At 32.8% G+C, this 26,797-nt stretch carries 26 protein-coding genes; 19 read left to right on the forward strand and 7 right to left on the reverse strand.

Going from position 1 to position 26,797, the window contains the following annotated elements:
- Window positions 1–229 precede the first annotated feature (229 nt).
- From ACOQOS_RS11510 to ACOQOS_RS11595, 18 genes are all read left to right on the forward strand, one after another.
- Entirely contained in the window at window positions 230–751 is a 522-nt protein-coding gene (locus ACOQOS_RS11510) for a rhodanese-like domain-containing protein (protein WP_420575092.1), read from the forward strand.
- 2 nt (window positions 752–753) lie between these two features.
- On the forward strand, window positions 754–1,362 hold the full coding sequence (locus ACOQOS_RS11515; protein ID WP_420575093.1) for a TIGR04282 family arsenosugar biosynthesis glycosyltransferase: 609 nt from the start codon (window positions 754–756) through the stop codon (window positions 1,360–1,362).
- 48 nt (window positions 1,363–1,410) lie between these two features.
- Entirely contained in the window at window positions 1,411–2,142 is a 732-nt protein-coding gene (locus tag ACOQOS_RS11520; protein ID WP_420575094.1) for a DM13 domain-containing protein, read from the forward strand.
- Window positions 2,143–2,158: 16 nt separating this feature from the next.
- Window positions 2,159–2,971, forward strand: a complete 813-nt coding sequence (locus ACOQOS_RS11525; protein ID WP_420575095.1) for a purine-nucleoside phosphorylase — start codon at window positions 2,159–2,161, stop codon at window positions 2,969–2,971.
- 340 nt (window positions 2,972–3,311) lie between these two features.
- On the forward strand, window positions 3,312–3,725 hold the full coding sequence (locus tag ACOQOS_RS11530; protein ID WP_420575096.1) for a DoxX family membrane protein: 414 nt from the start codon (window positions 3,312–3,314) through the stop codon (window positions 3,723–3,725).
- Between the two features lie 13 nt (window positions 3,726–3,738).
- Window positions 3,739–4,707 carry an arsenosugar biosynthesis arsenite methyltransferase ArsM gene (gene arsM, locus ACOQOS_RS11535; protein WP_420575097.1) on the forward strand — a complete coding sequence of 323 codons (969 nt, stop codon included), beginning with the start codon at window positions 3,739–3,741 and terminating at the stop codon, window positions 4,705–4,707.
- 741 nt (window positions 4,708–5,448) lie between these two features.
- Window positions 5,449–6,087 (forward strand): viroplasmin family protein, encoded by a 639-nt coding sequence (locus ACOQOS_RS11540; RefSeq protein WP_420575098.1) that lies wholly within the window; start codon window positions 5,449–5,451, stop codon window positions 6,085–6,087.
- A 3-nt stretch (window positions 6,088–6,090) separates the two neighbouring features.
- Complete coding sequence (locus tag ACOQOS_RS11545; RefSeq protein ID WP_420575099.1) at window positions 6,091–8,244, forward strand: UvrD-helicase domain-containing protein; 2,154 nt, start codon at window positions 6,091–6,093, stop codon at window positions 8,242–8,244.
- A 171-nt stretch (window positions 8,245–8,415) separates the two neighbouring features.
- A complete protein-coding gene (locus tag ACOQOS_RS11550) occupies window positions 8,416–8,688 on the forward strand; it encodes a hypothetical protein (protein ID WP_420575100.1) in 273 nt (90 codons plus the stop codon).
- Window positions 8,689–8,700: 12 nt separating this feature from the next.
- Window positions 8,701–9,111, forward strand: a complete 411-nt coding sequence (locus ACOQOS_RS11555) for a hypothetical protein (RefSeq protein WP_420575101.1) — start codon at window positions 8,701–8,703, stop codon at window positions 9,109–9,111.
- A gap of 155 nt (window positions 9,112–9,266) precedes the next feature.
- The gene (locus tag ACOQOS_RS11560) at window positions 9,267–10,487 is read left to right on the forward strand and encodes a Shedu immune nuclease family protein (protein WP_420575102.1); all 1,221 of its coding nucleotides are present in this window, start codon (window positions 9,267–9,269) and stop codon (window positions 10,485–10,487) included.
- 80 nt (window positions 10,488–10,567) lie between these two features.
- Window positions 10,568–11,452 (forward strand): hypothetical protein, encoded by an 885-nt coding sequence (locus ACOQOS_RS11565; RefSeq protein ID WP_420575103.1) that lies wholly within the window; start codon window positions 10,568–10,570, stop codon window positions 11,450–11,452.
- A gap of 426 nt (window positions 11,453–11,878) precedes the next feature.
- The gene (locus ACOQOS_RS11570; RefSeq protein WP_420575104.1) at window positions 11,879–13,894 is read left to right on the forward strand and encodes a hypothetical protein; all 2,016 of its coding nucleotides are present in this window, start codon (window positions 11,879–11,881) and stop codon (window positions 13,892–13,894) included.
- A 39-nt stretch (window positions 13,895–13,933) separates the two neighbouring features.
- Window positions 13,934–14,317 carry a VOC family protein gene (locus tag ACOQOS_RS11575; RefSeq protein ID WP_420575105.1) on the forward strand — a complete coding sequence of 128 codons (384 nt, stop codon included), beginning with the start codon at window positions 13,934–13,936 and terminating at the stop codon, window positions 14,315–14,317.
- A 128-nt stretch (window positions 14,318–14,445) separates the two neighbouring features.
- Window positions 14,446–17,580, forward strand: a complete 3,135-nt coding sequence (locus ACOQOS_RS11580; RefSeq protein WP_420575106.1) for a carboxypeptidase regulatory-like domain-containing protein — start codon at window positions 14,446–14,448, stop codon at window positions 17,578–17,580.
- A 19-nt stretch (window positions 17,581–17,599) separates the two neighbouring features.
- Window positions 17,600–18,481 (forward strand): sterol desaturase family protein, encoded by an 882-nt coding sequence (locus ACOQOS_RS11585; RefSeq protein WP_420575107.1) that lies wholly within the window; start codon window positions 17,600–17,602, stop codon window positions 18,479–18,481.
- Between the two features lie 5 nt (window positions 18,482–18,486).
- The gene (locus ACOQOS_RS11590; protein ID WP_420575108.1) at window positions 18,487–19,431 is read left to right on the forward strand and encodes a DUF547 domain-containing protein; all 945 of its coding nucleotides are present in this window, start codon (window positions 18,487–18,489) and stop codon (window positions 19,429–19,431) included.
- A gap of 41 nt (window positions 19,432–19,472) precedes the next feature.
- Window positions 19,473–20,246, forward strand: a complete 774-nt coding sequence (locus ACOQOS_RS11595; protein WP_420575109.1) for a TIGR04283 family arsenosugar biosynthesis glycosyltransferase — start codon at window positions 19,473–19,475, stop codon at window positions 20,244–20,246.
- A gap of 234 nt (window positions 20,247–20,480) precedes the next feature.
- Here ACOQOS_RS11595 and ACOQOS_RS11600 read toward each other — a convergent pair whose 3' ends face one another.
- The 3 genes from ACOQOS_RS11600 to ACOQOS_RS11610 are packed head-to-tail and all read right to left on the reverse strand — an operon-like array spanning window position 20,481 to window position 22,460.
- Window positions 20,481–21,104 (reverse strand): hypothetical protein, encoded by a 624-nt coding sequence (locus ACOQOS_RS11600; RefSeq protein WP_420575110.1) that lies wholly within the window; start codon window positions 21,102–21,104, stop codon window positions 20,481–20,483.
- Window positions 21,094–21,597 carry an RNA polymerase sigma factor gene (locus ACOQOS_RS11605; RefSeq protein ID WP_420575111.1) on the reverse strand — a complete coding sequence of 168 codons (504 nt, stop codon included), beginning with the start codon at window positions 21,595–21,597 and terminating at the stop codon, window positions 21,094–21,096. Before ACOQOS_RS11605 ends, ACOQOS_RS11600 begins: the two co-directional genes overlap by 11 nt.
- 11 nt (window positions 21,598–21,608) lie before the next feature.
- The gene (locus ACOQOS_RS11610) at window positions 21,609–22,460 is read right to left on the reverse strand and encodes a TraB/GumN family protein (protein WP_420575112.1); all 852 of its coding nucleotides are present in this window, start codon (window positions 22,458–22,460) and stop codon (window positions 21,609–21,611) included.
- 197 nt (window positions 22,461–22,657) lie between these two features.
- Here ACOQOS_RS11610 and ACOQOS_RS11615 point away from each other — a divergent pair, with 197 nt between their 5' ends.
- Window positions 22,658–22,879 (forward strand): hypothetical protein, encoded by a 222-nt coding sequence (locus tag ACOQOS_RS11615; protein WP_420575113.1) that lies wholly within the window; start codon window positions 22,658–22,660, stop codon window positions 22,877–22,879.
- Between the two features lie 139 nt (window positions 22,880–23,018).
- Here the strand turns inward: ACOQOS_RS11615 and ACOQOS_RS11620 are convergent, their stop codons facing one another.
- The 4 genes from ACOQOS_RS11620 to ACOQOS_RS11635 form a co-directional block, all read right to left on the reverse strand.
- Window positions 23,019–23,498, reverse strand: a complete 480-nt coding sequence (locus ACOQOS_RS11620) for a RidA family protein (RefSeq protein WP_420575114.1) — start codon at window positions 23,496–23,498, stop codon at window positions 23,019–23,021.
- Between the two features lie 108 nt (window positions 23,499–23,606).
- Window positions 23,607–24,869, reverse strand: a complete 1,263-nt coding sequence (locus ACOQOS_RS11625) for an outer membrane protein assembly factor (RefSeq protein WP_420575115.1) — start codon at window positions 24,867–24,869, stop codon at window positions 23,607–23,609.
- A 127-nt stretch (window positions 24,870–24,996) separates the two neighbouring features.
- Window positions 24,997–25,764, reverse strand: a complete 768-nt coding sequence (locus ACOQOS_RS11630; protein ID WP_420575116.1) for a hypothetical protein — start codon at window positions 25,762–25,764, stop codon at window positions 24,997–24,999.
- Window positions 25,765–25,774: 10 nt separating this feature from the next.
- On the reverse strand, window positions 25,775–26,779 hold the full coding sequence (locus ACOQOS_RS11635) for a glycoside hydrolase family 113 (protein WP_420575117.1): 1,005 nt from the start codon (window positions 26,777–26,779) through the stop codon (window positions 25,775–25,777).
- Between the last annotated feature and the right edge of the window lie 18 nt (window positions 26,780–26,797).

Here is a 26,797-nt window from a genome sequence, read left to right on the forward strand (position 1 = left end):
TGTAAATGATTGCAAACGACGATCTTCAGAAATAATGAGTGAAAAGTGAAATTGCGATGCATAGCATCAAGCATGAAGCGCATGAACGAATGATGCGCAGCAATTTCCTATAGATCGTCTTGACTTTTTTGGTTCGTTTTTGTGTCAAGACAAAAATGAACATATAACCAAAAGCTTAAAAGAAACGAGAAAAGTGATAATTTCAAGGAACGTGAAATAAAAACTAAAGATGAAATATACAATATACATACTAACTTTTTTAAGCATCACTTTCGCGAATGGACAAACTGCACTAGACAGTCTCTTACAAAAAGAAAACAAAGAATCGATTCCTTACATCACAGTTTCTGAATTGGCTCAAAAGAAAAATGTAGTATTATTAGACAGTCGTGAAACCATAGAATTTGAAACAAGTCATATTCAAAACGCAATCTGTGTAGGTTATGATAAATTCAAACTCAAAAAAATAAAAAAACTCCTTCCAAAAGATAAAAACGAACCTATTGTCGTGTATTGTTCTTTAGGAATTCGCTCTGAAGATGTTGCCGAAAAACTCAAAAAAGTAGGCTACAAAAATGTATATAATCTCTATGGCGGAATCTTTGAATGGAAAAACCAAGATCAACTCGTTGTAGATAACAAAGGAAAAACTACTGAAAACGTGCACACTTTCAATGAAGACTGGAGTGTTTGGCTCAAAAAAGGTGTCAAAATCTACGAAAAGAAAAAATCTAAAAAAGAAAAGCAATAAACATGCGCAATAGTTCAACGCTTCTCATGACGTTTACACGAAATCCTGAATTAGGAAAAGTGAAAACACGTTTAGCAAAAGGTATTGGTAAAAAAGCTGCTCTTGAAGTTTACATCAAGCTTTTGGAACATACTGAAAATGTACTTCAAAAAATAAATACCGATAAATGTGTATGGTATTCGGTTTCTGTTCGACAGAACGATATATGGCCCGATGATTCATATCAAAAGAAGGCACAATTCGGAAATGATCTAGGAGAACGAATGCAATATGCGTTTGAAGATGCTTTTCAAAATAACTACGAAAAAGTAATTATCATAGGAAGCGACTTATACGATCTACAACCCAAACATATCGAAGAAGCTATTGCAGCTTTAGATACAAATGATATTGTAATTGGTCCAGCGCAAGATGGCGGTTACTATCTATTAGGAATGAAAACGCTACACAAAAAAGCTTTTCTACCTAAAAATTGGGGAACAGAAACAGTCTTAGCAGACACACTGAAAGATTTGGACAACCAAAGTATTCAGCTACTAGAAAAACTTAACGATATTGACCACGCAGAAGATTTAGAACCATACGAGGCTTTTGAAGACTATTTACTATAACTCGTAACGTACATTCATCCTAAGAATATACGTTAAAAAAAGCTTACTATGAAAACAAAACTACTATTACTTGTATGTGCTCTATTTGGCGCACAATTCATCAATGCTCAATGTACAGAATCTTTAACTGCATTTGGAAACAACACTGTAATTCCTATGTACAACATTCAAGGAGATGTTTCTGTCACTCTCAACACAAACAATACAGTTACACTAGATTTAGCGAGCAACTTCATGACTGCCGCAGGACCTGACATTAGAGCCTATTTTGTAAAATCTAACGGATTATCAGATGCAGCCTTAGCAAGTTCATTAGTTGCAGATTTAGATGCAATTCAATTTGGTTTAGTTGGCGCTATTGGATCTGTAAATCAAAATGGAGCAAAAAGCTTCACCATTTCAATACCAACAGGAGACAATGTATCTGAATATGACAGAGTTTTATTTTACTGTTTACAATTCAATCAATTTTGGGACTTCGGAAAAATCACACCATTTACAGCCGCAACTTGTAGCTTACTTAGTGTTGGTGAAAACAGTTTAAAAGAAGCGGTTGCTATTTATCCAAATCCTACAAATGATTACTTTGAAATCACCAATGATTCACAAAATGAACTTTCAATAAACATATACGACATCTTAGGAAACAACGTTATTTCTGCAGAAGCATCAAGAGTAAAAAAGCAGTCATTTTCTTTAGCAAACTTAAATTCTGGTGTATATTTAGTCGAATTAAAAAGCGACAATCAAAAACTAGTAAAAAAATTGATTAAGCGTTAAACACGAATATATATTTATGTTAAAACACATTACAGAAACAACCGAATATTTAATAAGCAAAGGATTTGACAATCCAGAAATCGGAATCGTACTTGGTACAGGTTTAGGAAAACTTATCGATGATGTAGAAATCATTGCAGAAGCGCACTATAACAACATTCCCTACTTTCCATTAGCAACTGTAGAATTCCACACAGGAAAACTCATCTTTGGAACCTTAGCAGGAAAAAAAGTTGTGGTCATGCAAGGACGTTTTCACCTATACGAAGGTTATGATTTTGTAGACATCACCTATCCAATTCGCATCATGCACAAATTAGGAATTCAAAAACTATTAGTGTCAAACGCTGCTGGAGCCATCAATCTAGAGTATAAAAAAGGTGATATCATGATTATTGACGATCATATCAACTTACAAGGTGGTTCGCCACTGGCTTTCAAAGGTGTTAGTCAATTTGGAGAACGCTTTGCTGATATGAGCGCACCATACGATGCAAACATGATTGCAACTGTTGAAAAAATTGCGGCAGATCACAATATTGACATCCAAAAAGGTGTCTATGCAAGTGTTGTTGGTCCACAATTAGAAACGCGTGCCGAGTACCGAATGCTCAAAATCATTGGTGCCGATGCGGTTGGAATGAGTACAGTGCCTGAAGTCATTGTAGCCAATCATTTGAATTTGCCATGTTTGGCGGTTTCAGTATTAACAGACGAATGCGATCCCGATAACTTAGCTCCTGTAGACATTGCAGACATCATCGCCGTTGCAGGAAAAGCAGAACCAAAAATGATTACACTCTTTAGTGAGTTGATCAAAACACTATAAATATGTGCGTGCCCAAAATGCTTCATTTTTAGGATGAAGCATTTTCGTCGTGCCTTCGCTAGTCGCTCTTGATCGTCATGCTGAACTTGATTCAGCATCTCACAAGGAGCTCCAACAAAAGCTCTGTCACTCACGCCAACGTTCCCGAGAAATTGAGAATCTCAGAGAAAATACGTAAGCAGACATAAGCGAAAAAGTATCAAAAAAATTCGTGAATTCGTGGTGAAAAAACTAAGAAATCAAATGTAAAATATAAAACTCAAAATTATAAATGGAAAAGGGTTTTCAATTCAAATTAACGAATTAACAAAAAACAAAACGAACAACCAGCAACTACATCATGAGCACCAACAAAAAAATCGCATTACTCACCATCCGATTATTACTAGGTTTTATCATCTTCTTTCAAGGATTTGGCAAAATCTTCAAATTTGGTGTAAACAATGTATACAACAATTTTTTTGCAAAAACCTATGATGGCATTTTACCTGACTTTCTATTGCAAGCAACAGCCTATTATACCTCGTACATAGAATTTTTAGGAGGCATATTGTTAATAATTGGACTAAAACGCGACTACACATTGTATGCTTTGGCATCTGTGTTAATAATCGTAACTTTCGGCCATGGTTTAGTGGAACCAATTTGGGATTTATCACACGTAATGTACAGAGCTATATTATTGTTGGCTTTGCTCCTATTACCAAAAGAATGGGATCACTATCGACTAGACACTTTATTGAAGAAAAAATAAACAGAAACGATTCATGAGTTATTTAGAAACTACACACGACGTATACAAAGAAGCAGCACTAACACCTGATGTTGGACTCTGTTGCACCACAAATCCAATTTGGGAATTGCCAGGTTTAAAAATTCCTAAAATCATGCAGGAAATGAACTATGGCTGCGGAAGTACTGTACATGCGCGTGACTTAACAAACAACCCAACAATGTTATACGTTGGTGTTGGTGGCGGAATGGAATTATTACAATTTGCTTACTTTAATCGTCAAAAAGGCGGCGTCATTGGTTTGGACGTTGTAGACGAAATGTTAGAAGCATCTCGCAAAAACTTCGAAGAAGCTGAAGAACAAAATGACTGGTTTAAAAGTGAATTTGTAGACTTACGCAAAGGTGATGCTTTAAACTTACCTGTAGAAGACAATAGCATTGATGTAGCAGCACAAAACTGCTTATTCAACATCTTTAAAACGGAAGACTTAAAAAAGGCAATTGCTGAAATGTATCGTGTACTAAAACCACATGGAAAATTAGTAATGAGCGATCCGACATGTGAGCAACCAATGAACGAAACACTTCGTAACGACGAACGTTTACGTGCATTATGCCTAAGCGGAAGCTTACCAATTGCTGAATACGTAAAAATGTTGACAGATGCAGGATTTGGAACCATTGAAATTCGTGCGCGTAAACCATATCGTATCCTTGATCCAAAAAATTATCCAACAGACGAATTAATTTACATAGAATCTATCGAAGTAGCAGCCATCAAAGATCCAATGCCAGCAGACGGACCTTGTATTTTTACAGGAAAAGCTGCCATATATTTTGGTACAGAAGACTATTTCGATGATGAAAAAGGACATATTCTATTAAAAAATCAGCCAATTGCTATCTGTGATAAAACCGCAGGAGATTTAGCTGCTTTAGGAAGAGATGACATCTACATTTCAGACTCAACATATCATTATGACGGCGGCGGATGCTGTTAATGAGATATGAGTATTGAGATGTTAGATCGCTTTGCTATTAGATATTAGACCGCTTCGCTATTAGATCGCTGGCGCTTTTAGAAACTATTTTCTCTACATAACAAAACGTCACTTCGAGTGATTTTCGATAGAAAATTGTATCGAGAAGTACTTTGAAACGTCATTACGAGCGATAGCGTGGTAATCTGTTTATCATATGACAGTTTTTGCTATTAGATATTAGATCGCTTCGCTGTTAGATCGCTAGCGCTTTTAGAAACTATTTTCTCTACATAACAAAACGTCACTTCGAGTGATAGCGCGGTAATCTATTTATCATATAACAATAATGTTATTTGAACGATGAGATTGCCACGAATTTTTACAAAACTCTCGCAAAGACGTATCTAAGAAATACAAACACCACAATTCACACACTGAACTGTGGTGTTTTTTTATATTATAAATTGAATGTAAAAAAAACCTCCGTTGCTTTTACTCAAAACCACAGTAGGTTTTGGTCATTTCCTCAGCTACTTTTACACAAAACCTCAGCAGCTTTTTAAGAGACTATTTTTAGTACTAAACTTTAGTTGGTTTTAAAGTTCTACAAAGCTGAAAATAAAGTTTTTCATTACATTTTACGGGAAACCACATTGCATATAAGTAATCTTTATTTTACATTTATAAAAAATAATAGGAAGTTTCGTTGTAATTTGTTCCTGTTATATATACGTTAGTTACAAGTTTGACCAAAATATCGTGAGTAAAAAAAAGAAGAAATATTATGTAGTTTGGAAAGGTTCTAAAACTGGGATTTTGGAATCTTGGGAAGAATGTAAAAAATCAATTCACGGTTTCAAAGGCGCAGAATACAAATCATTCACAACTCTTGAGCTCGCTAAAAAAGCATACTCTGAAAATTATGCCGAATATAAAGGCAAAACTTTTTTTGAAAGCTCTCTATCAAAAGAACAGCTTGAATTAATTGGAGAACCAAACTTGGAGTCTGTTTCAGTAGATGCTGCTTGTAGTGGAAACCCAGGTATTGTGGAATACCAATGTGTTGATACTAAAACAAAAGACAAAATTTTTCATTACGGACCTTTGTATGAATCTACAAATAACATTGGAGAATTTTTAGGTTTAGTACATACTTTGGCACATATGAAAAAAATTAATGATAAGAGACCTATTTATACAGATAGTAAAACAGCTATGAGTTGGGTAAAGGGAAAAACGTATAGAACCAGTCTTGAAAAAAGTGACCAAAACAGCAAATCATTTGAATTAATGGATAGAGCAGTTAAATGGTTAACCGAAAATGAAATAGAAAATAAAATTCTAAAATGGGAAACTCAAGCTTGGGGAGAAATACCAGCTGATTTTGGACGAAAATAAACTATGCAGACAACCAAAACCGATTTAAGTGGACTAAATGAAAAACAAAGGCAAGCAGTAGTTTCCGAATGTAAAAGACTTCTTGTATTGGCAGGAGCAGGTTCAGGAAAAACTAAAACACTACTTCAAAAACTAATTTATCTCATTGAAGAAAAAGGTATAAATCCAAGTAATATTTTAGCAATCACATTTACAAAAAATGCTGCTAATGAAATGCTTGATAGATTAATCATTTCAGCAGACGACACAGAGGAATATGTTGAAATTCTTGCAGACAAGAATCGGACTGCAAAAGAGAAAGATACAGAACGCTACTTTTTCACAAAGAAACATAAATGGGTTGATAACCTGACATTAAGGACGTTTCACAGTTTGTGTTATAGCATTATCAGAAATTTTGGTGTAAACGAGTTTGACAACAAATTCAAAATAATTGGAGATACAAAGGCAAAAGATGATGAATTTGCCAAATATTCAGCGACTGAAACAGTATTTGAAGTCATTCATAAAATCCTAATTGAAAATTGTGAATCCAACGAATATCTGCTCAACCTGAAAAAATATATTTTGGATTATATGATTGACAAAATTCATATCAAAAAAGACAAACGTATTTCCCAACCAAAAGACAGAAAATATTATACAACATTAAATGGCACAAAAGTTCGGTCTAAATCTGAACAGTATATAGCCGATTGGCTTTATCGACACAGCATTAAATTTGAATATGAACCAAGCGTAAACTTTAGAGATTTTGATTTTCGACCAGACTTTTATATTCCAGAAGCTAATTTATATTTAGAACACGTAAGTCAAAAAAGTTATCCGACGAAAGGAAAAGAACAGCAATTTAACAAGGCAAATAAGCTACTTGTTAAAACATTTGAGCATCAAACAAAAGATACTGCACTATTCAATTTAGTATTAGAACGAATTGTGAAAAATAGATTGCCTTCAAATTATCATTTTTCAACTGCTTTATCATTCGAAGAAGAATTCAAATCATATCACAAAGAAGTTAAGGATTTTCTGCGTCAAACGATGAGAGTGATTGATATGGTTAAAGTCGAAAATTTGCCAAGCAGAACAGTTTTAGAACAATCACAAAAAGACCAACACGAAAGAGTAAGAGACTTTTATAAACTTGCAATTCCAATCATCGAACAATATCAATTGTATTGTACCAACAAATCATATTTAGACTTTAATGATATGATTACAAGAACTATTTCGTTATTCAAAAATCATAGAGAAATAGCAGATAAGTTTAGAGGAAAATATGAGTACATTCTTGTAGATGAATTCCAAGATGTGAATAATTTACAAGTTGAGTTAATAAAACTTCTACTTACAGATAACAATCAACTTTTCTGCGTAGGAGACGATTGGCAAAGTATTTATGGTTTCAGAGGTTCAAATGTTGATTATATAGTCAACTTCAAAGAGCATTTTAAAGAATCTGAAACAATAAAGTTGAGTATGAACTATAGGAGTACCGAACATATCGTTGGTGCGAGTAATGAAGTAATCAAACACAATAAATTCAAGGTAGATAAAGATGTTCACTCAAATAAAAAGTCAAGTAGTAAAATTCACGTTTATGCAGGCAAAAATCAAGCTGAAAACCTTGAGTACGTTCTTGACCAAGTAAATAAACTAAAAGAGAAAGGCTATACAAAAGAAGATATTTTATTTCTTTATCGAAGAAGTAAAATGTATAGCCCATACTTTGAAAGATTTAAACAAGAACGAGTATGGGTTTCAGGTAAAACAATTCACGCTTCAAAAGGTCTTGAAGCCAAAGCAGTATTCATAATAGGTCTAACAGAGGGAAATGGTGGTTTTCCAGACATTTGGATGGAAGACAGAATATATCAAGTAATTAAAAAATCAAATCACGATTTATTGCTTGAAGAAGAAAGACGACTATTCTATGTTGCAATTACAAGGGCAAAAGATGAATTATTCCTAATTACGGAAAAGGGAAATGAATCGAGTTTTATAAAAGAAATTCCAGACGATTTTACTTTTAAAACAAGTATTCCTTTTAAATCAGTAGTTGAGAAAATAACTTTATGTTCGAATTGTAGCAATCGTTTAGATGAAGATTTTGCATTTTGTCCATATTGCGGAGAGGAACAAAAAATAGATGAATAAAAACCAGTAGATAGCATTGTATAAAAATAATAGCGGTTTAATCGCTAAAACGAAAAGTAAATATGTAAATCAAACGACATTAACAAACCGAAAAGTAAGTGCATAAAACCCGCTACTATTCTTATACGTTACCGTTAACAATTATTAGAACAACAACTAAAAAAATACAAAATGAAAAACACATTAATCATATCATATGACCTAAAAAAAGGTTCAGATGAAGATTATGAAAACTTATATAAAACCATTAAAGATTATGGTACTTGGGCACATATAACTGAATCTACCTGGGCGATTGTCACAGAAGAAAAAGCGAAAGAAGTTAGAGATAAATTCAAAGTATTAATGCCTAAAGGGAGTAGCCTTTTTGTTATTAAATCTGGAGGTGTATCTGCCTGGAAAAATGTCCAATGTAGTAATGAATGGTTAAAAAAACACTTATAAAATTTGGAGACTATGGATAAAAATAAACCTGTAGAGTCCGAATTAAAAGAAGGACAAGCAATAGAACAACTTCCAAAAAAACATCGTGAAAGCTCTGGAGAAATTGGACCAAAAATAAAACGTGGTCGATATGATTCTCTAGAATTGTTTGAAGTAAGCGAAAGTGAATTGACAATAATTGAACGCGGCTCACCCAGTTCGACATATTTAAACTTTTCTATTTTCTTATTATCAATAGCATCATCTTTTTTAACAACCCTGTTAACAGTTGATTTAAGTACCAAAATGACTCTTTTTATTATTTTTACTGTCATTTGTGTATTAGGCTATTTAGTTGGTGTTTTTTTATTCATTATTTGGTATCAAAACAGAAATGAATTCAAAGAAATAATCGAAAAAATAAGAAGTCGAATGAAAGAGTAACAATTGCTAACACCGTGTATAATTCATTGCTAGTATTCGCCTACTTACGAAAATCCTTTCGGATTTTCTATTCGGTTTGTATTTGCTAATTAAATTGCTGAAACACGCAACGAAATCATACGCAAAACCTTTATGTAGCATGAAAAAATAAAGAAATGCCAACAGAATTAGAATATCATCTTAATAAAAGAACTGACAAAATATATCTAAGTAAGTCCTTAAATCAAAAGCTCTTAGAAAAAGATGAGAATGGTGAGATACAAGAATTTGTTAGACCGTTTCGTATTATTTCTAAGGTAATCGAAATAAATGAAACACATAAATTCATAAAAGATGGTAAAGAAATTTCACTAAGGATTACTCCAAACGGCAGACAAGAGATTAAGGCTAAATTCTATGAAGATACAAGAAGAATATTTACATTAACAATTCAAAAATATACATCCGAAACAGGATCACCTCACAATACTTATTTCACCTTTCAAGGAAATGAAATAGTAACACTATACAATTTCATTAGAAATATTGCATTAATTCCTATCAAAAATGAAAGCAACACGAAATTTGATGATAAATGGCTAGAAGATATTGTATTGTCAAAAGAACAAGCACTATCTTTAATCAAAGATAACCCTGAGTTAATTAAGGAAATAATTGATAGCGAACTTTCTACAGATGAAATCTCAAACCTTAGTAATCGTAAATCTCAATTAAACATATTCAAAAAATTATTGACAGATAACGATTTCTTTGAATCTAAAAGAGTAGAATTAGGTGAGAATAAAGGGGAAGAGGCTGTTTGGCAGAATTTTTTTGAAAAAAACACTTGGATTTTTGGTTATGGATTAAATTACATTTTCAACTCTCCACTTGAAGATGAAAAGCTTGAGCAAGTAGTAGCGGGATTTAATTTCAATTCATCAGGAAAACGAATTGATGCTTTAATGAAAACTAAGGGAGTAGTTAGCTCTTTTTGTTTCGCAGAAATAAAAACTCATAAACAGGAACTACTAAGAAAAGTTAGTAAACCTTATAGGCAAGAATGCTGGGCAATATCAGACAACTTATCGGGAGCAATTGCCCAAGTACAAAAGTCAATTCAAAAATTTGTTAAGGAACTCCCTTCTAAAAATGAAATTAAAAATAAGATAGGGAATTTGACTGGGGAACAAATATATATTTACCAACCTAAATCATTTGTAATTATCGGAAGTTTAGATGAGTTTGAAACTGAAAAAGGAATAAATGAAGATAAGTTCAGTTCATTTGAACTATTCAGGCGAAATCAAATGAATACGGAAATAATTACGTTTGATGAATTATACGAAAGAGCGAAATACATAATAAAATCAACCGAAGAAAATACGACTACATAACACTATATAACAAAACATAGCTGCCCTTTAGGTCAGCAACGTTTGTTATATTACCGTTAGCAACAATAATAAAAAACAGAATGCTAAAAATTAGAGCAATCACTTTATTAATCGTAATCGCGACATTTAGTTCCTGCCAATTTAACCAATCAGTAAATAACGATTTAACAACAGGAGCATATTCCAGAGGTGATGGAATTGGAGTTGATGAGATTACAATAGAGGTTAACGGAAAAACTGACAATAGAAATGAATTTGTTTTTGGCGAAAAAGTAAATCTTGTGTTTAATAATGTTTCTGGACTAACGAATTCAAACGGAAAAACATTTCCTCAACTTTCAATGCATATCGTAAAAAATGGGAAAGACACTATTTTCTCTAATCCAAATCTGTTAAAAAGCTTGAATAACGGAACTGAGCTTTCGCCTCTTCAATTACAAGCAAATTTCAGAACAGCTTTACCGAATCACAACAATGAAAAATACAAAGTGTTGGTAGAAATTACCGATAAAAAAGGAAATGGTACATTTAATTATGAACTGCCTTTTATTATTAAAAAAAACGACCTATTGGAAATAAATAGTAACGGAATTGAATACTCAACAATCTATTTGTGGAACGAAACTCTAAAACAACCAGTTTTTGACAGTAATGTAAGTTCCGAACACCTTTTCATTTTGATACTTAATGATATTGAAGGTTTAGAAATAACTAATCAAAAAGTTTTTCCAATTTTATCACTCGATTTAACCGATAACAATGGAAATAAAATACTTTCTAATCCAAATCTTTTAGGTGCTTATGAAGAAATTGGAGTAAATCCTAAGAATTTAAAAAGTCAAGTAACGGCTAAACTTACATTTACCAAAGGAACAATAAATAATCCTTGCAAATTGACTGCTAAACTAAAAGATAAAAATTCGTCAAAAGAAATTAATATTTCAACTGAATTAAATATTAATTAAAGTTGCTAACAATGTCATATTCATTGATAGTAAGGATTTACTTTAGTGTTTAAATAAGCAACAAAACCGTCACCACAAATTTCCACTAAAATTCTCTCAATGGCGTTTCAAACTCAAAACGTCACTTCGAATGATTTTTCGAAATAAAATGAAGAAAAATAATATTTCGACTATACTCAATAGAACTATCGAGAAGTACTTTGAAACGTCATTACGAGCGATAGCGTGGTAATCTGTTTATCATATAACAGTAATGTTATTTGAACGATGAGATTGCCACGAATTTTCACAAAATTCTCGCAAAGACGTATCAAAGAACACAACCTACACAAACACCACAGTTCACGCATTAAACTATGGTGTTTGCGTATTGGTCATTTTATAACGATCTTGAACTTCGTAGTTTTATATCATAAAACACGATTCATGAAGAACTTTCTTTCCATACTTTTTTGCTTGATCTTTTCCACTCTAGCAATTGGACAAGATTACGACGTGTTGGCAGCTCAAATTATAAAAGATATTCCGTTAGAAAACTTCAAAAACGAACCTACTTTTTTGAGGGTTTCCTATGCTAAAAATGGTGATCTTATTGATGAAAATGGAGAAGATTACAGCTATCAAACAAAAAATACACAAATACGAACACACTTTTTATCTCCTAAAAATTTAGCACGCTTACAACGTAAAATAAAAACTGCTTTAATTCCATACTTAGAAGCGGAAACCATGTCTGGCGGCATCTTTTTTCATGGAAATCCAGTATTTAAATATTATCCTGTTTTAATGCCAAAATTTGAAACAATTACTTCTAGTCAATATACACACGGTAGCACAAAACATGCGTTCGGTTATTTCCCATACAAAAGCAAACGCATACAGGTTAACATCAAAAAAGAATCACTCAAAGATTATATTGAACAAACGAATCATATAAAACTAGAGTTTCATCAATCTGGTGAAGATAAAGTATTAGTGATAGGAACTATAAACCATAAAAAAGTAGCGCTCAATTACCAATGGGTTTATGGTAAATGGCAGCAAGTCCCTCAATTCCGCGCAAGTAATATTACACATTACAATCGCAAAGGTCAATTATTTATAAAACATAATGACATCTTATTTGAATATGAAAAACTATTCAATCTTGAAGATGTTGACATCGTTTCAAAAACAGACATCACTCCTGTTCATAAAGAATCCTTTCAATCAGAAAACTTAATTAACCTTGATTCTATTGTTGATTTTAATTTTTCAGATTTACGCAACATAAAGTTCACTTATGAAAACGAAGATAAAAGCGAAAAGTATGAGTTTTTTCAATTCAACACAGAATTGTTTGTCTTAGTTTACTATTTTAAAGATGATGAAAAATGGTCTTTTAGTGAAGCTACGCTCTATCCATACAGTCCAATTTCTATCGCAAAAAACAAAAGAATCTATTCTCTTTTTGGTGAAGATTATGGTGTAATCATTCCCGAAAAAAATGGCATACATGTCTATCTCGCCAAAACAAAACGATTTTATAATTTTAAAGGTTTTTCAACAGAAATACAACAAAAAAACTATCGAAATTACAATACAGAAACCTTAGCACATATAGCGAACGATTTAAATTTTGAACAATTCTACATAATAAAAGAAGGAACAGAAGGAAAACGTATGTATAATTATCTTGGAATAGAAAAATTAGATAAAGTCTACGATTCTATTTTTGTAAATAATTTTATTGTTGGTGTAAAAGATGGAAAGTATGACATTTACAATCAAGCGTTTCAAAGACTTCCTTTAGAGAATGTGCGTGCATTTCATTTGATAGAAACTTCGGGTACAGAAGCTTCAAATTACATTCCGTATAGTGCTCAAATTCTTGATAAAAACGAACTCAAAACAATCTATTTATCATCTCGTAAAGAAAAGAACACACACCTTTTTGGAGGAATTGCATATATGGAAATGTATTATGGCGAGGTTCACTTAAAAATCATTAAAAAGAATGATTATTTTCATATAAAAAATCTAGAGACATTTATGTTTCCAGACTATAAAATTCCAATAGCTACTGCTGAGATTGACAGTCTTTATTTTTTAGGCAACAAAAAACGGGAAGTTCGTTTTAGTGAATTTCCATTGCGTCACGGATTCAATCTTAACAAAATTATACATCTAAAAACGAAAAAAGGAACACATTATTTATATCATACTCATTACCTAGAACATACAAATCCGCGCTTTACTCGTGTAGCTTTAGAAGAAGTTAAAACGTATGGAAATATGATTCGTTTCAAAGAAAACAATAAATACGGTTACTACGGAATTCACAGTAAAGGACGTTTTAAAAAACTGGACGCTTTTCAAGGTTTTTTTGCGAAATTTGAATTGCCCAACGGACAAAAAGGTTGGCTCGATAAAACTGGAAAAGAATATCTAAATTTACAGTAGTTAAGATATTTAACACAGAACTAATTTAAACTTTTACAAATGCACACGTTTTCATTCAATCATATTGCACTTTCTGTAAAAAATGTAGACGCATCTGTTGCGTTTTATCAAAAAGTATTTCAATTTGAAGAAATCGAAAATACAGCTTCTACTTCCAAAACAAGATGGTTAGCAATGGGCAATGGAAAACAATTGCATATCATTCCACGTCCTGATGCGGAAATAAAAACCAACAAAGCAGTACATTTTGCCTTATCAACAGCAAACTTCAATGCATTTGTTATGTTTTTAGAAGAAATAAACGTTCTCTATTCTGATTGGCGCAATACGCCTAACAAAGATTACATACGAAAAGATGGCATAAAACAAGTTTATTTTCAAGATCCCGACAATTATTGGATTGAAGTTAATAATGATATCTAAGTCATTTATAGGCACATAACCCAACTCATTATTTCTATACATTCTAATCTAAAAAAAATGTTCATAAATTGTAAGGTTAGTGGTAAATTACAGACTATTCAGCTCTAGTTCGAAACTTAAATTATTACATGAATTACACAGTATTACGCATAACCTTGTTATGCTTTCTTTTTTCTTTGACATTACAGGCACAAGAAACAACAGGACGATTAGAAGGAAAGATAAATGACAGTAAGAATCAACCAATCGCTTTCGCAGATATCATCATCACAGACACCGAAACAAATTTTAAATACGGAAGTATTTCTCAAGAATCTGGTTTTTACATTGTAAACAATCTTCCACCGGGAAATACCTATAAAATTGAAGTTCGTTTTTTAGGATATCGCACAGAAACATTAGAAAATATCACTATCAATTTAGGTGCAACAACTACGAAAGATTTTATACTAAAAGAAGAAGATGAAGCCTTAGATGCTGTCGTTTTAAATGTTGATCGATCTAACTTTAAAAAGGATAACGAAAAGCTTATTTCCAAAAAAACAATTGCACAAACGCCTACCATTAGTAGAAGTATTCAAGATTTAACGCGTACACTTCCTGAAGCAAACTTAAATTCTTTTGCCGGCGCGAGCAATCGATTCAATAATTTAAACATTGACGGAATTGCAAATAATGATGTTGTTGGTTTTCAAGAACCTGCAAGTGGTGCCGCTGGATCTTCAGCTAATGGAACTCCAGGAAGTTTATCAAAAACACAACCTATTGCGTTTGGAGCCATTAAAGAATTGGCTGTAAAAACAACGCCTTTTGATGTCAGTATTGGAAACTTTACAGGCGCGAATATCAATTTGGTCACTAAAAACGGAACGAATACTACAAAGACATCTATTTACGGTTTTGGGAACAATCAAAGTTTGGTTGGAAAATACGCAGATGGAACACGCCAAGAAGTAGACAATTTCTATGATATTCAAGTTGGAGCAAGTATTGGTGGCGCACTCAAAAAGGATAAGGTATTTTACTTTATTAATGTAGAGCAAGCACTAAGCAGTCTTCCTGTATTAAACGCGCCAGGTAGTGCTACTTCCAATATTGACTTTGAAACGGTACAATTAATTTCAGAAACCTTGCAATCGCGCTACAATTATGATCCAGGAACGTTTACAAATGCCGATTTAAAAACCGCAAGTACTAAAATCTTTGCGCGTTTAGATTATAATATTTCAGACAAGCATAAACTGACACTTCGTAATAATTATGTAAATAGTTATTCTGATAATTTAGAGTGGAACGAATCTATTTTTAACTTCGGAAATCAAGGATATCGACACAATAGTATCGCCAATAGTTTAACTGCTGAATGGAATGCAAACTTTAATAACAACACTTCTAATGTATTGTCTATCGGTTATAACAAAGTAACGGAAGACAGAGAATTTGATGGACGTGTATTTCCTCATTTGTTGATTCAAGATGCTTCTAATAGAATCTTTGCCGGAACATACAGAGAAGCTTCTGTGTACAATACAGATTTAAATACGTTTCAAATCACCAATAAATTCACCTACACAAAAAACAAACACACATTTACCGCTGGTTTTTTAGTACAATACAATGACATTGATTACGGCTTTTTATCTGCTTGGAATGGACGTTGGCAATACAACTCTGTAGAAAACTTTATCAACGACAGACCTTCACGAATTCGTGGAGTTTACAGAACTTCCAATAATAATTTTGACTTTGTCAGCAATACACCTTCAGCAACTTTAGACATTTTAACCACAGGATTTTATGCACAAGATCGAATTCGTTTTAATGATCGATTAACGGTTTCTGCGGGAATTCGTTTAGACAGTCAAGCATTATTAGATGAACTTCCTGTGAGCGAAGAAGTAAAAAACACACCTGAATTTAGTCGTTTTGAAAATACCATCAATGCAACGCCACAAATCAATCCGAGAATAGGTTTCAACTATTATCTCAACGACACTAAAAAAATACAAGTTCGCGGTGGAACAGGTTTATTTACAGGTCGTATTCCGTATTTATGGTTCGCTTACGCGGAATACATCTCTGGAACAGACTATTTTAATGTAGACATTCGCCCAACAGGAGAGACACAAATTGTAGAAAATGTAGAAGATTTAGCAAGTCAGCAACCTGGCCTAACAGAAATTAATTTGATCGACAATGATTTTGATTTACCACGTGAATGGAAAAGTAACATTGCTGTCGATTTTAAATTGCCTAATAACTTCGGATTGACGGTGGAAGGAAGTTATACCAATGTCATCAACGGAATCTTCTTTAAATCGATTAACAGAAGAAACGAAACTGCAATCTTTACTGGCGCTGACAATCGCTCGTACTTTACAGCTACTGGAGAAGCTATCAAAATCAATCCAAACTTTACCAATGTGTTTCTTTTAACAAATACCAACAAAGGATATCGCTATAATATAACTCTTGGTTTGACTAAAAAAACCGATCAATACAACGGATTTTTAGGATATACCTACGGAAAAAGTAAAGACATTTCAAGTACGGTTCGTAATTCGCCTGCTGCTAACTTTGAGTGGAATCAGTCCATAAATTCAAACAATCCAGATTTGTCATTTTCTAACTTTGACTTGCGTCATAAAATTGTGTCTTCACATAGTTACCAATTCAATATTTCAAGTAAAAGTGATCTACAAGTTTCTATGTTATACAACGGAACTTCAGGAAGTCCATTTTCGTTTGTAAACCAAGGAGACGTAAATCGTGATGGTTCTTCTCGTAACGATTTAGTATATGTTCCAAGAGACCAAAGTGAAATCAATTTAGTCGATATCACTGATAGTAATGGCACTGTGATTACAACTGCTGAACAACAATGGGAAAACCTAAATAATTACATCAATAATAATGATTATTTGCGTTCGCGTCGTGGACAATATACAGAACGTAATGGTGCAAAAACACCTTGGAATCACCGATTGGATGCACGTTTTGAATATGGTTTAAAATTAAAAGGCACACATCGTATTAGTTTGTCATTAGATGTTTTTAACGTATTAAATTTAGTCAACAGAAATTGGGGAAAACTCGTTTTTGTTCCTAATGTCGTGAATTCGAGTTTTAGCTTATTAAATTTCCAAGGAATTGAGAACAACCAACCAACGTATCAATTTAATATTCAAGATGCTACACCTTGGGTTGTAGATACTGAAAGTTCTCGTTGGAAAGCACAGTTTGGCGTAAAGTATCAATTTTAACCTGTATCTTTGTAATGCTATGGAAAAGTATCTAGAAATCATTCAAAACTCTTATCGAGACTATTGGAATTACTTTCAAAATGAAATCTTTTTTCACAATCTCGTCAACTATTTTTATGGTTTAATTGCGATTTCTTTAATCGTTTGGATATTAGAAATCGTTTTTCCTTGGCGAAAAAATCAATCGATTTTCCGTAAAGATTTTTGGTTAGATACATTTTACATGTTTTTCAACTTTTTCATCTTTAACCTCATCATTTTTTATGCACTATCCAATACAGTCGCAGCATTTTTTAATGATATTTTAGGAACTATTGGTTTATCTATTGATAGTTTTCAGCTCTTTGATGTAGACAATCTTCCAACTTGGTTAGGGTTGTTAATCTTCTTTGTAGTTTCAGATTTTGTACAGTGGAATACGCATCGTATGTTGCACAGAGTTGATTTTTTATGGAATTTCCACAAAGTTCATCACTCCGTAAAAGAAATGGGCTTTGCAGCGCATTTACGCTTCCACTGGATGGAAACTGTTGTCTATAAATCTATGCTATACATTCCGTTGGCAATTATTGGTGGATTTAGCGTAAATCATGTAGCATTTGTATACTTTTTTACCATTGCCATTGGACACTTAAACCACGCAAATTTAGGTTGGAGTTATGGAATACTTAAATACATACTCAACAATCCAAAAATGCACATTTGGCATCATAGTAAAGAACTTCCTGTAAGGTATGGCGTAAATTTTGGACTGACTTTAAGTATTTGGGATTATATTTTTAAAACAAATTATATTCCAAAAAACGGACGCGATATAGAGTTAGGTTTTGCTAATGACGAATCGTTTCCTCAAGATTTCATTCAACAAGAAATCTATCCTATCAACTCGAAAAAAGAATAGAATTTATGATTCGATTTATATGCATACTTTTAGTTTCAGCAGTTTTTATATCGTGTGGAACGCAACAAAAAGTAGTTACAAATTCTTCTGAAGAAACATCTTCATCTGCAACTACTGCAATTATAGATTCTGTAAATGCGCAACATGATAAAGTAGTTGAAAATGATACTTTATATACAAAACCTGAAAAAGTTATTACAGAGCATCCTATTGATCACGTAGACACGACTCAGGAAGGAACTGATGGATATGTTACCGAAGAAGGAGAATCTGTGACCGTAGAAACCGTTTTAGACGAAAAAAAACCTGCTTTTAAACACGATATTTTTAATGTTTTATTACAAAAACACGTTACTGCTTCTGGAAATGTAAATTATAAAGGCTTTAAAACGGATCGTTCAAAGTTGCGCGCTTATATTACTTCTTTAGGGGAAAATTTACCGACAGATGATTGGACAAAAGAAGAAAAATTAGCCTATTGGATTAACGCGTATAATGCACTTACCGTAGATTTAATCCTGAGAAACTATCCGTTAGAAAGCATTAAAGACATTAAAAAACCTTGGAATCAACGTTTGTGGAAGTTAGGTTCAAAATGGTATAATTTAGACGAAATAGAACATAAAATTCTTCGTAAAATGAACGAACCTAGAATTCATTTTGCAATCAATTGTGCTTCTTTTTCCTGTCCTCCATTATTGAATGAAGCATTTTCCTCAGAAAAATTAGAACGTCAGTTAACACAAGTAACCAAAGTATTTTTGGCAGATTCTAAACGAAATACCATCACAAAAAATCAAATAGAAATTTCGAAAATCTTCAAATGGTTTTCAAAAGATTTTAAACAAAACGGTTCTTTGATTGACTTTTTAAATACATACAGCGATGTAAAAATCAGCGGAAACGCAAAAAAGAAATACAAAGAATACGATTGGACCTTAAACGAATAAACTAAAAACCTACTTGTTCTTAGATACGTATATAAAGATAAATGAAGCTCCATAAAATTTCTATCATCATCCCAATTCTTAACGAAGAAGCACAAATTGTTGCGCTTCTCGAAACTTTGTTGGCGCGCATGAAACATCCACATCATGAAATTTTATTGATTGATGGCGGAAGTACGGATAAAACAATAGAAGTTGTACGCGATTTCATTTCTAAATTGAATCATCAGCAGCATTTTTCAAAAAAAAGATGTGTAGATTCTTTATTTGAAGCTTCATCTGAAACTACTTGTATCCAACTATTTTCTTCTGAAAAAGGACGTGCCAAACAAATGAATTTTGGCGCACAAAAAGCTACAGGAAAAGTATTGTATTTTTTACATGCAGATACATTTCCTCCAAAGCATTTTGACGAATTAATTCTAGAAAAAGTTCGTGAAGGACATCAAGCAGGTTGCTTTCGAATGAAGTTTGATTATATGCATCCTGTATTGTTAGTTTCGCAATTTTTCACACGTTTTAATGTGAATTGGTGTCGCGGCGGCGATCAGTCATTATTTGTGATGAAGTCCTTGTTTCATGAATTGAAAGGTTATAATGAAAACTATCCTATTTATGAAGATTGCGAATTTATTCATCGTTTGTATGACGAAGAAGAATTTACCGTAATTCCTAAAAGTGTTGTGACTTCTGCCCGAAAATACCGTGAACAAGGAACTTGGAAATTGCAATATCATTTTGCTGTAATTCATATTAAAAAATCCAAAGGTGCTACACCTGAAGAATTGTATGCGTATTATAAAAAGTATGTTAGTTGATTTTCTTGAAACCTCATCGTTATTTAAAGAACAAGATTGCCACACATTTTTCTAAAATGCTCGCAAAGACATTTTGTAGAAGCTATAGAGTTTCTATAAAATACTAAAAAATTGATTCGTCATTACGAGGAAAGTTAGTGACGCGGTAATCTGCTTATCAAAAAACTAAAAGGCGAAGTCAAATCTAACAGCGTAGCGATTCCAAAAATCTAAAAGCATCAGCGCGTCTAAAATCTACTCTTCCATCTGTTTCAAAATTTCTTCCAGTTTTCGCACATGCACACCATACAATTGATCTGCCCATTTTACAGTGATATAGTAAATAAATACACATGAAAGTAAGTAGCCAAAAATTACTAATAGCAAAGTAGATGTTGGCATTTGTAGTAAAAACCATTCTGAAAAACGATCTGTTTCATCATGTAAAGTTCCCATAAACATTGCGGCTACCGAAACTGGCAATAATAACGAACCTGCAATGATTCCAGTTTTGTAGACTTCCATCGTTAATTTGATATCGTGAATGAAGTTTAAAATTGTTTCTTTTGTTTGTTGTCCGACATTTGACGTTCGACGTAAAAACCAAACCATTTTTGCCAAATAACCCAAAGTCATCAAACTGGTGATAAACATTAAAATTAAATATACGGCACGTGGCAATTCTTCCATTTCTACAATTGCTGGAAATACAAAAAAGATAACAATACAGATTAATTGCATCGCGATTTCACTTTTCATTGTTTTGCGAATTTTCGCAATAGGCATTTGACTTTCTTTTAAGTCTTCTAAACTGTTTGGCAACTGAAAATCGTCTTGATTTTCATCATCCATTAGTTCTTTTATTTTATCAAAATCCATGACTTTGTTGTTTTATAATTTCTTTTAATTTTTTCTTGGTTCGATTCAATTTTACACGAACATTTCCTGGAGACATTCCTAAGTTTTTGGCAATTTCTTCTCCAGAAAAACCTTCAACAAACTGAAATATCAATGCTTTTTCTATTTTGTTTAATTGATGAACTGCCTTATAAAAGCTTGCTAGTTGTTGTTCTTTCTCATCGGAATATTCTTCTTGTGCTAGTTGCACATGTGCTGGCATTTTATAATTGTCTGGTTTTCGTTTTTCTTTCTTGAAAAATACAATTGCCGTATTTAATGCTACACGATACATCCAACTAGAGAATTGACTTTTCCCATTAAACGATTTTAGTGATTTCCACAACTGTAAGATAATTTCCTGCACCAAATCCTCTCGGTCAATCGCATCTTCAAAGTAGATGCGAGAAACCTTGTGAATAATCCCTTTATGGACTGTAATTGCTTTTAGAAATTCTTGTTCTGTTAGTTCCAAAGATGTATTTTTTAGTGTACAGGTGTTACTTTGTAACCTTGCTCACGCAATAATGCTATCACGCCATTTTTGCCTACTAAATGTGCGGTTCCAACAGCAAATAAATTCGATTGTTTTTTCATCATATCTGGCATCAATTTCACCCAATTTGTGTTGCGATACGTTAGCATCCAATATTCAGCATTTTTATTAAAAAAACGCTCATCTTTGATTCCGGCTACCAATGCATTAATGTTTTCATTTTTATAATGTACAACCATTTCTTTAAACATTTCTTTGTACTCTTCATAGAGTTCAATTTGTTGCCATAAAAAATCTTTTGGGTATGCTTTCGCAAAAAAATCAAGTTGCCCATTTAAGGTTTCTAAACCTTGTATTTTTTTATTTGCTGCTTTTGCCAGATTGATCAATTCAAACTCGTACATTTTCTTTACAGGACAACTTACACTTTGTTGAATCAACAAAGAATAAACACTCATTAATGTATAATTATCAACCATTTTTAACGACATGTTCATTTCTTTTTGCAGTAATTTGTCTAAATATGTTTGCTGTGCTGCTGATAGTTCTTCGCTAAGTTTTCCCGTAGAAATCATTTTTTGCTGCGCTTCCATTAACGCTTTGGTGTCTGATAAATCTACTTCCAATACTAAGTTTTCTGTCTCGTTAAAGGCTTTGGTAACTTTTTCAGGAATAGAAAAATCATCTTCACATAAAATATGAATCGTTCCCAGAAGATAAGATGGTTTTGCTAAATCTTTGTGTTCAATTTTCCACAATACGGAATTTTCTAGTTTTTGAGTTTGTGCATTTCCAATAAAACTGCTTGCAATAAAGCAGATTAATACAATTAGTTTTTTCATGTTTTTGTTTTTTATCACAAAAGATATTTTTCAGCTGAATAGATCTTAGTGTTCAATTAATTTCTATTTGCTCCGTAAGTATCAACTTTGGAAATATGTTACAAAAAAGATGAAATTATTCTAAAAAAAAGAAATTACAGGGTAACAAAACTATTGAATACAAACTATTTAACACAAATAATAAAAACTTAAAAATTATGAAAAAACAAAAAGTTAATTCTGTATTAGCATTAAGAAAAGCTACAATTTCCGATTTGCAAAAAACAATTGTGAATGGTGGAGCATTACCAACAACATTGCAATCTACAGTTGTTTTTACAAATGATTGTAAGAGTGACAGTTGCACTTCTGATCCTAGACCTGGAACTATTAGTCATTCAAATTGTGGCGATTGTACTTCTTGGACACCAGATTGCTAAATAATTGAATTACTCTAAAGGAGTAAAAGAAAGAGGCTGTTTAAGAAATTAAATTTCGGCAAACTGAATTTTGTGAAATGCAATCAGAATGACGATTTAATGTTTTTAGACAGTCTTTTTACTGTAATAACTTGTGTTTCTACTTTGCCGCTATGACATCAATTTCAATTTTTGCACCTATGGCTAATCCGCCAGCAGCAAACGTAGTACGTGCAGGTTTGTTTGGAAAGTATTGTACGTAAACACTATTAAAATCTTTAAAATCGTTGATGTCAGCTAAAATTACAGTGCATTTCACCACACGATCTAAGGAAGAATTGTGTTGTGCTAAAACTGCTTTTATGTTTTCTAGCGCTTGCTTGGTCTCAGCTTTAATTCCGCCAGGTGCTAACATTCCTTTTTTGTGATCTTTTCCTATTTGTCCTGATAAGAATAATAAGTTTTCTGTTTCTACAGCGGCACTAAACGGTGTATTTTGTCGTTCTGGTAAATGTGAAGCATGAAATGTAATGTTGCTACTATTGTTATCGTTGTTATTATTGTTATCGTTATTATTAGATGTTTGACAACTTACCAGACATAATAAAAGTACTGCGCTAATAGAAAAGATCGTTTTCACAAGATTGAGTTTTTAGTTACTAACAAATTTAAGGAATTTCTACGTGAGATATTTTATTGTAGAATATTGAGTTAGATTTCTGTGTACACAGGAATAACAAAAGAAGATTTAAAAATACTGACCAATTCCAAAAACAATTCCACGACTGGCATTTTTAGTTACTCCATGTCCGTAATCAATTCGAAAGATTGCATTAAAAATACGCTTGTGAATGAATCGTAAACCTACTCCTGGATACACTCTAAAGTTCTCACTGTTTGTAAAGTCGCTAAAACTTCCACCTGGATTTCGCCAAGTTCCTGCGTCTATAAATCCGTTTCCTTGTAAAATAAACCAACCTTTTTCATATAGTGTATAACGGTATTCTGTGTTTAATACCATACTAGCTGTTCCACGATCAATAATGTTTCCTACACCACGAACATTTAAGTTATTATCAACCGAAAATGGCGCAAATGGACTTGCATTGTTGGAAGCAACTCCAAAGCGAAAACGGTTTGCCCAGTTTCCTTTTTCACCAACACGTGTGAAATATAAAAAGTCACTCCAACCAATTAAGAAATTGTCTTGAAAGTTATTTTCTGTAGTTACATATTGTAAGTAAAAAGTGTTTTTAATACCTTCTATGTATTGGTAGTAGTAATCTAAAGAATCATACTGATATACAAACTTCAACATTTGTTTGTTAAGCGATAAATTTTGAGGAATAGCATCTGATGTCAAACCATTTAAATAGTCATATTCTTCTGTGAATACATTAATTCCAAATTGAAATTGATGTTTGAAGCCTATTTGATATAAGGCTAATACTTCAAAAGCTGTATTGCTGTATTTGTAGTTTGCAGATCCGTCGTCAAAGAACAAAGGTTCTTCACTCGTCCAGTTTTGGTGATTGATGGCGACTCCAAAGTTCCGCGAAAACAAGTTTGGCGCACGTAAGTTGATTCCGTAAGAGTCAAATCCGTTGTTTTGGTAAAATCCGCCAAAAGCGATATTTCTCCCCAAAAAATTATAATCATACAATCCAACTTTATACGCTACTTGTTCGTTGGTTGTTGTCCAAACGTTTACATTAGGAATGAGCGTAAAGTTTTCTTCTATATTGAAAAATACATTGTACAGATTATCGTGCGACTTAAAGACTTGATAATATGCATGTGAAATACCTGCCAAGCGTTTTAGCAAAATCACATCTTGCTCTAGTTGAAGTGTATCTAATACATCACCATTTCGAACACTAACGTATTTTTTTAAAAAACTCGTTTTGTTCTTTTTTTGTCCTTGAAATTTTACATCAAAGACAGTTTTATCTTGCGCAACTCCTTGAAAAGCGATCGAAAGAAAAGTGATAAGTAGTAGTATTTTTTTCATCTGTTCTTTTTGTTATCCAGATTTTGTCAGATGGAATTATTCATCTAATTCATATTTTAAACGAATGAATTCATCGATCATTATAATTGTTTCGAGGCGATTAATTATTTGCTAAGACGTATCACAGCTATTCGGCTACAAAGATATCCTGAATTACTGTATTTACCCAATTATCTTGACTAACATCCATTAAAGTAAACTTATACGAATTGTTGAGCGTTAAATCTATAGGAGTTCCATCAGTAATATTTAATACTACGTTAGAAGTGTCGTAGTACTGAAATTGATTTTCATTTGTGTATGTTCCAGATATGAATCCATTATCAATAGTTGAAACGACTTGAAAATAGATAGCATTATCACCATTGGCGTTATCTTGCCACGTAAATTTTGGCATTTTTGAAGTTTCCTGATTAATCATTACTTCATTTGTCCAAACAGTAGGTTTTGAAACATTTTTAGTTCGTATTGGATTTGACAGCTTTACTTCTCCGTTGAGTTCATAGGAAATAATCACCCATTGATCTTCTGGAAAAGAACGTGTAAATTGTTCTATAAAACCTTCAAAAAGAGGTTCCGAAGTAATTGCTAAATGCCTATAATTTTCATAGTTATTAGCATCAACAGTTACTGAATTTGTTTCAAAAAATTGCACATTCGTTGCACCATTTTCTACATAATAGTACACATTTACAATAGCTGAATTGGTTGCATCACTTGCCGCACATGCGATAACTGCGCCGGTTTCTACAGTACGATTTGCAATAACATCCAACAATGTAGTTGTATTTTCTATATCCACAGAAGTTTCCGAATCGTCAGATTGGCATGAAAAAGTTGTAAAAAATAATAAAAATCCAAAATTTAGGCATACTATCTTTTTGAATGTGTTCATTGCTGTTTTCTTATTGATGTATTTTATAATTTTCTCTAACAATGTTTTCCGCAGGCTTGTTTTGAGGCGTAAAGTAAAAATCTTTCATTCCGCCAGCTTTTTCGTAGTTGTGAAACCATTTCCAAATAAATCCGCCAGCAAACCAGTCTTCTTTCCAAAATTCATTGAATAAAGCTTGCAACGCAATTTCTTGTGCTTTTAAATTGAGTACTTTTCCTTTTCTGCTAGAATCCCAAGGTTCTTTCCCTGTGTAATCCATACTGCGATATCCGTATTCGGTGAACAGTATTTTACGGTCTAACTTTTTGGTTAAGGCTACAATTTTTTCTTTGTGCGATTGCCATCCAGCTTGCAACGTTTCTAGTGTTGGTATTTTTTCTTCGCTTAGCGGAAAATACGCGTCAACTCCTATAAAATCAAGTGCTGACCAAAAAGGAACTTTTTCAAAAGCATCCCAATTTTCTGCGTATGTCAATTTGCCTTTGTATACTTTCTTTACTTTTACAATCAACTGATTCCAAAACTCAGGTCGTGCCGCTACAAACTTGTGCAGTTCAGTTCCAATACAAAACATTTCGGCGTTTACTTCTGCGGCTAAGCTTGCATATTCTAAGATAAAACTTTCATAAGAAGCTTCAAACGCTTTCCAATCATCTTCAGATTCCATTGCAATGAAACCTGTAAACTCACCATTCCAAACCCAAATTTGAGGCTTTATCATGATGTTGATGTTGTTTTTTTGCAAAAGCGTTGCATATTGTTTTGCGCCTTTTCGCGTTTCACCAAACCATTGTCGATCTGTATTATGAATTACTTCGGTTGCATTGAGTTTTCGAAGAAATCCAAAAGGCATTACAGCAGCATAATTTGCATGTAATTTTACAACAGGATCAACATTTGCTTGGTTTATTGCATTTGGTGCAGCTACATAACTTACGCCGTTTATTTTTTGGGACTGACTTGTGCATGAAAGTTGCATCAAGCCAAAAAATATACATAGGAGCCTAAATTTCATTCTTTACAATTTTTAGGC

The sequence above is a fragment of the Kordia sp. genome, assembly GCF_965224175.1.
GTDB lineage: Bacteria > Bacteroidota > Bacteroidia > Flavobacteriales > Flavobacteriaceae > Kordia.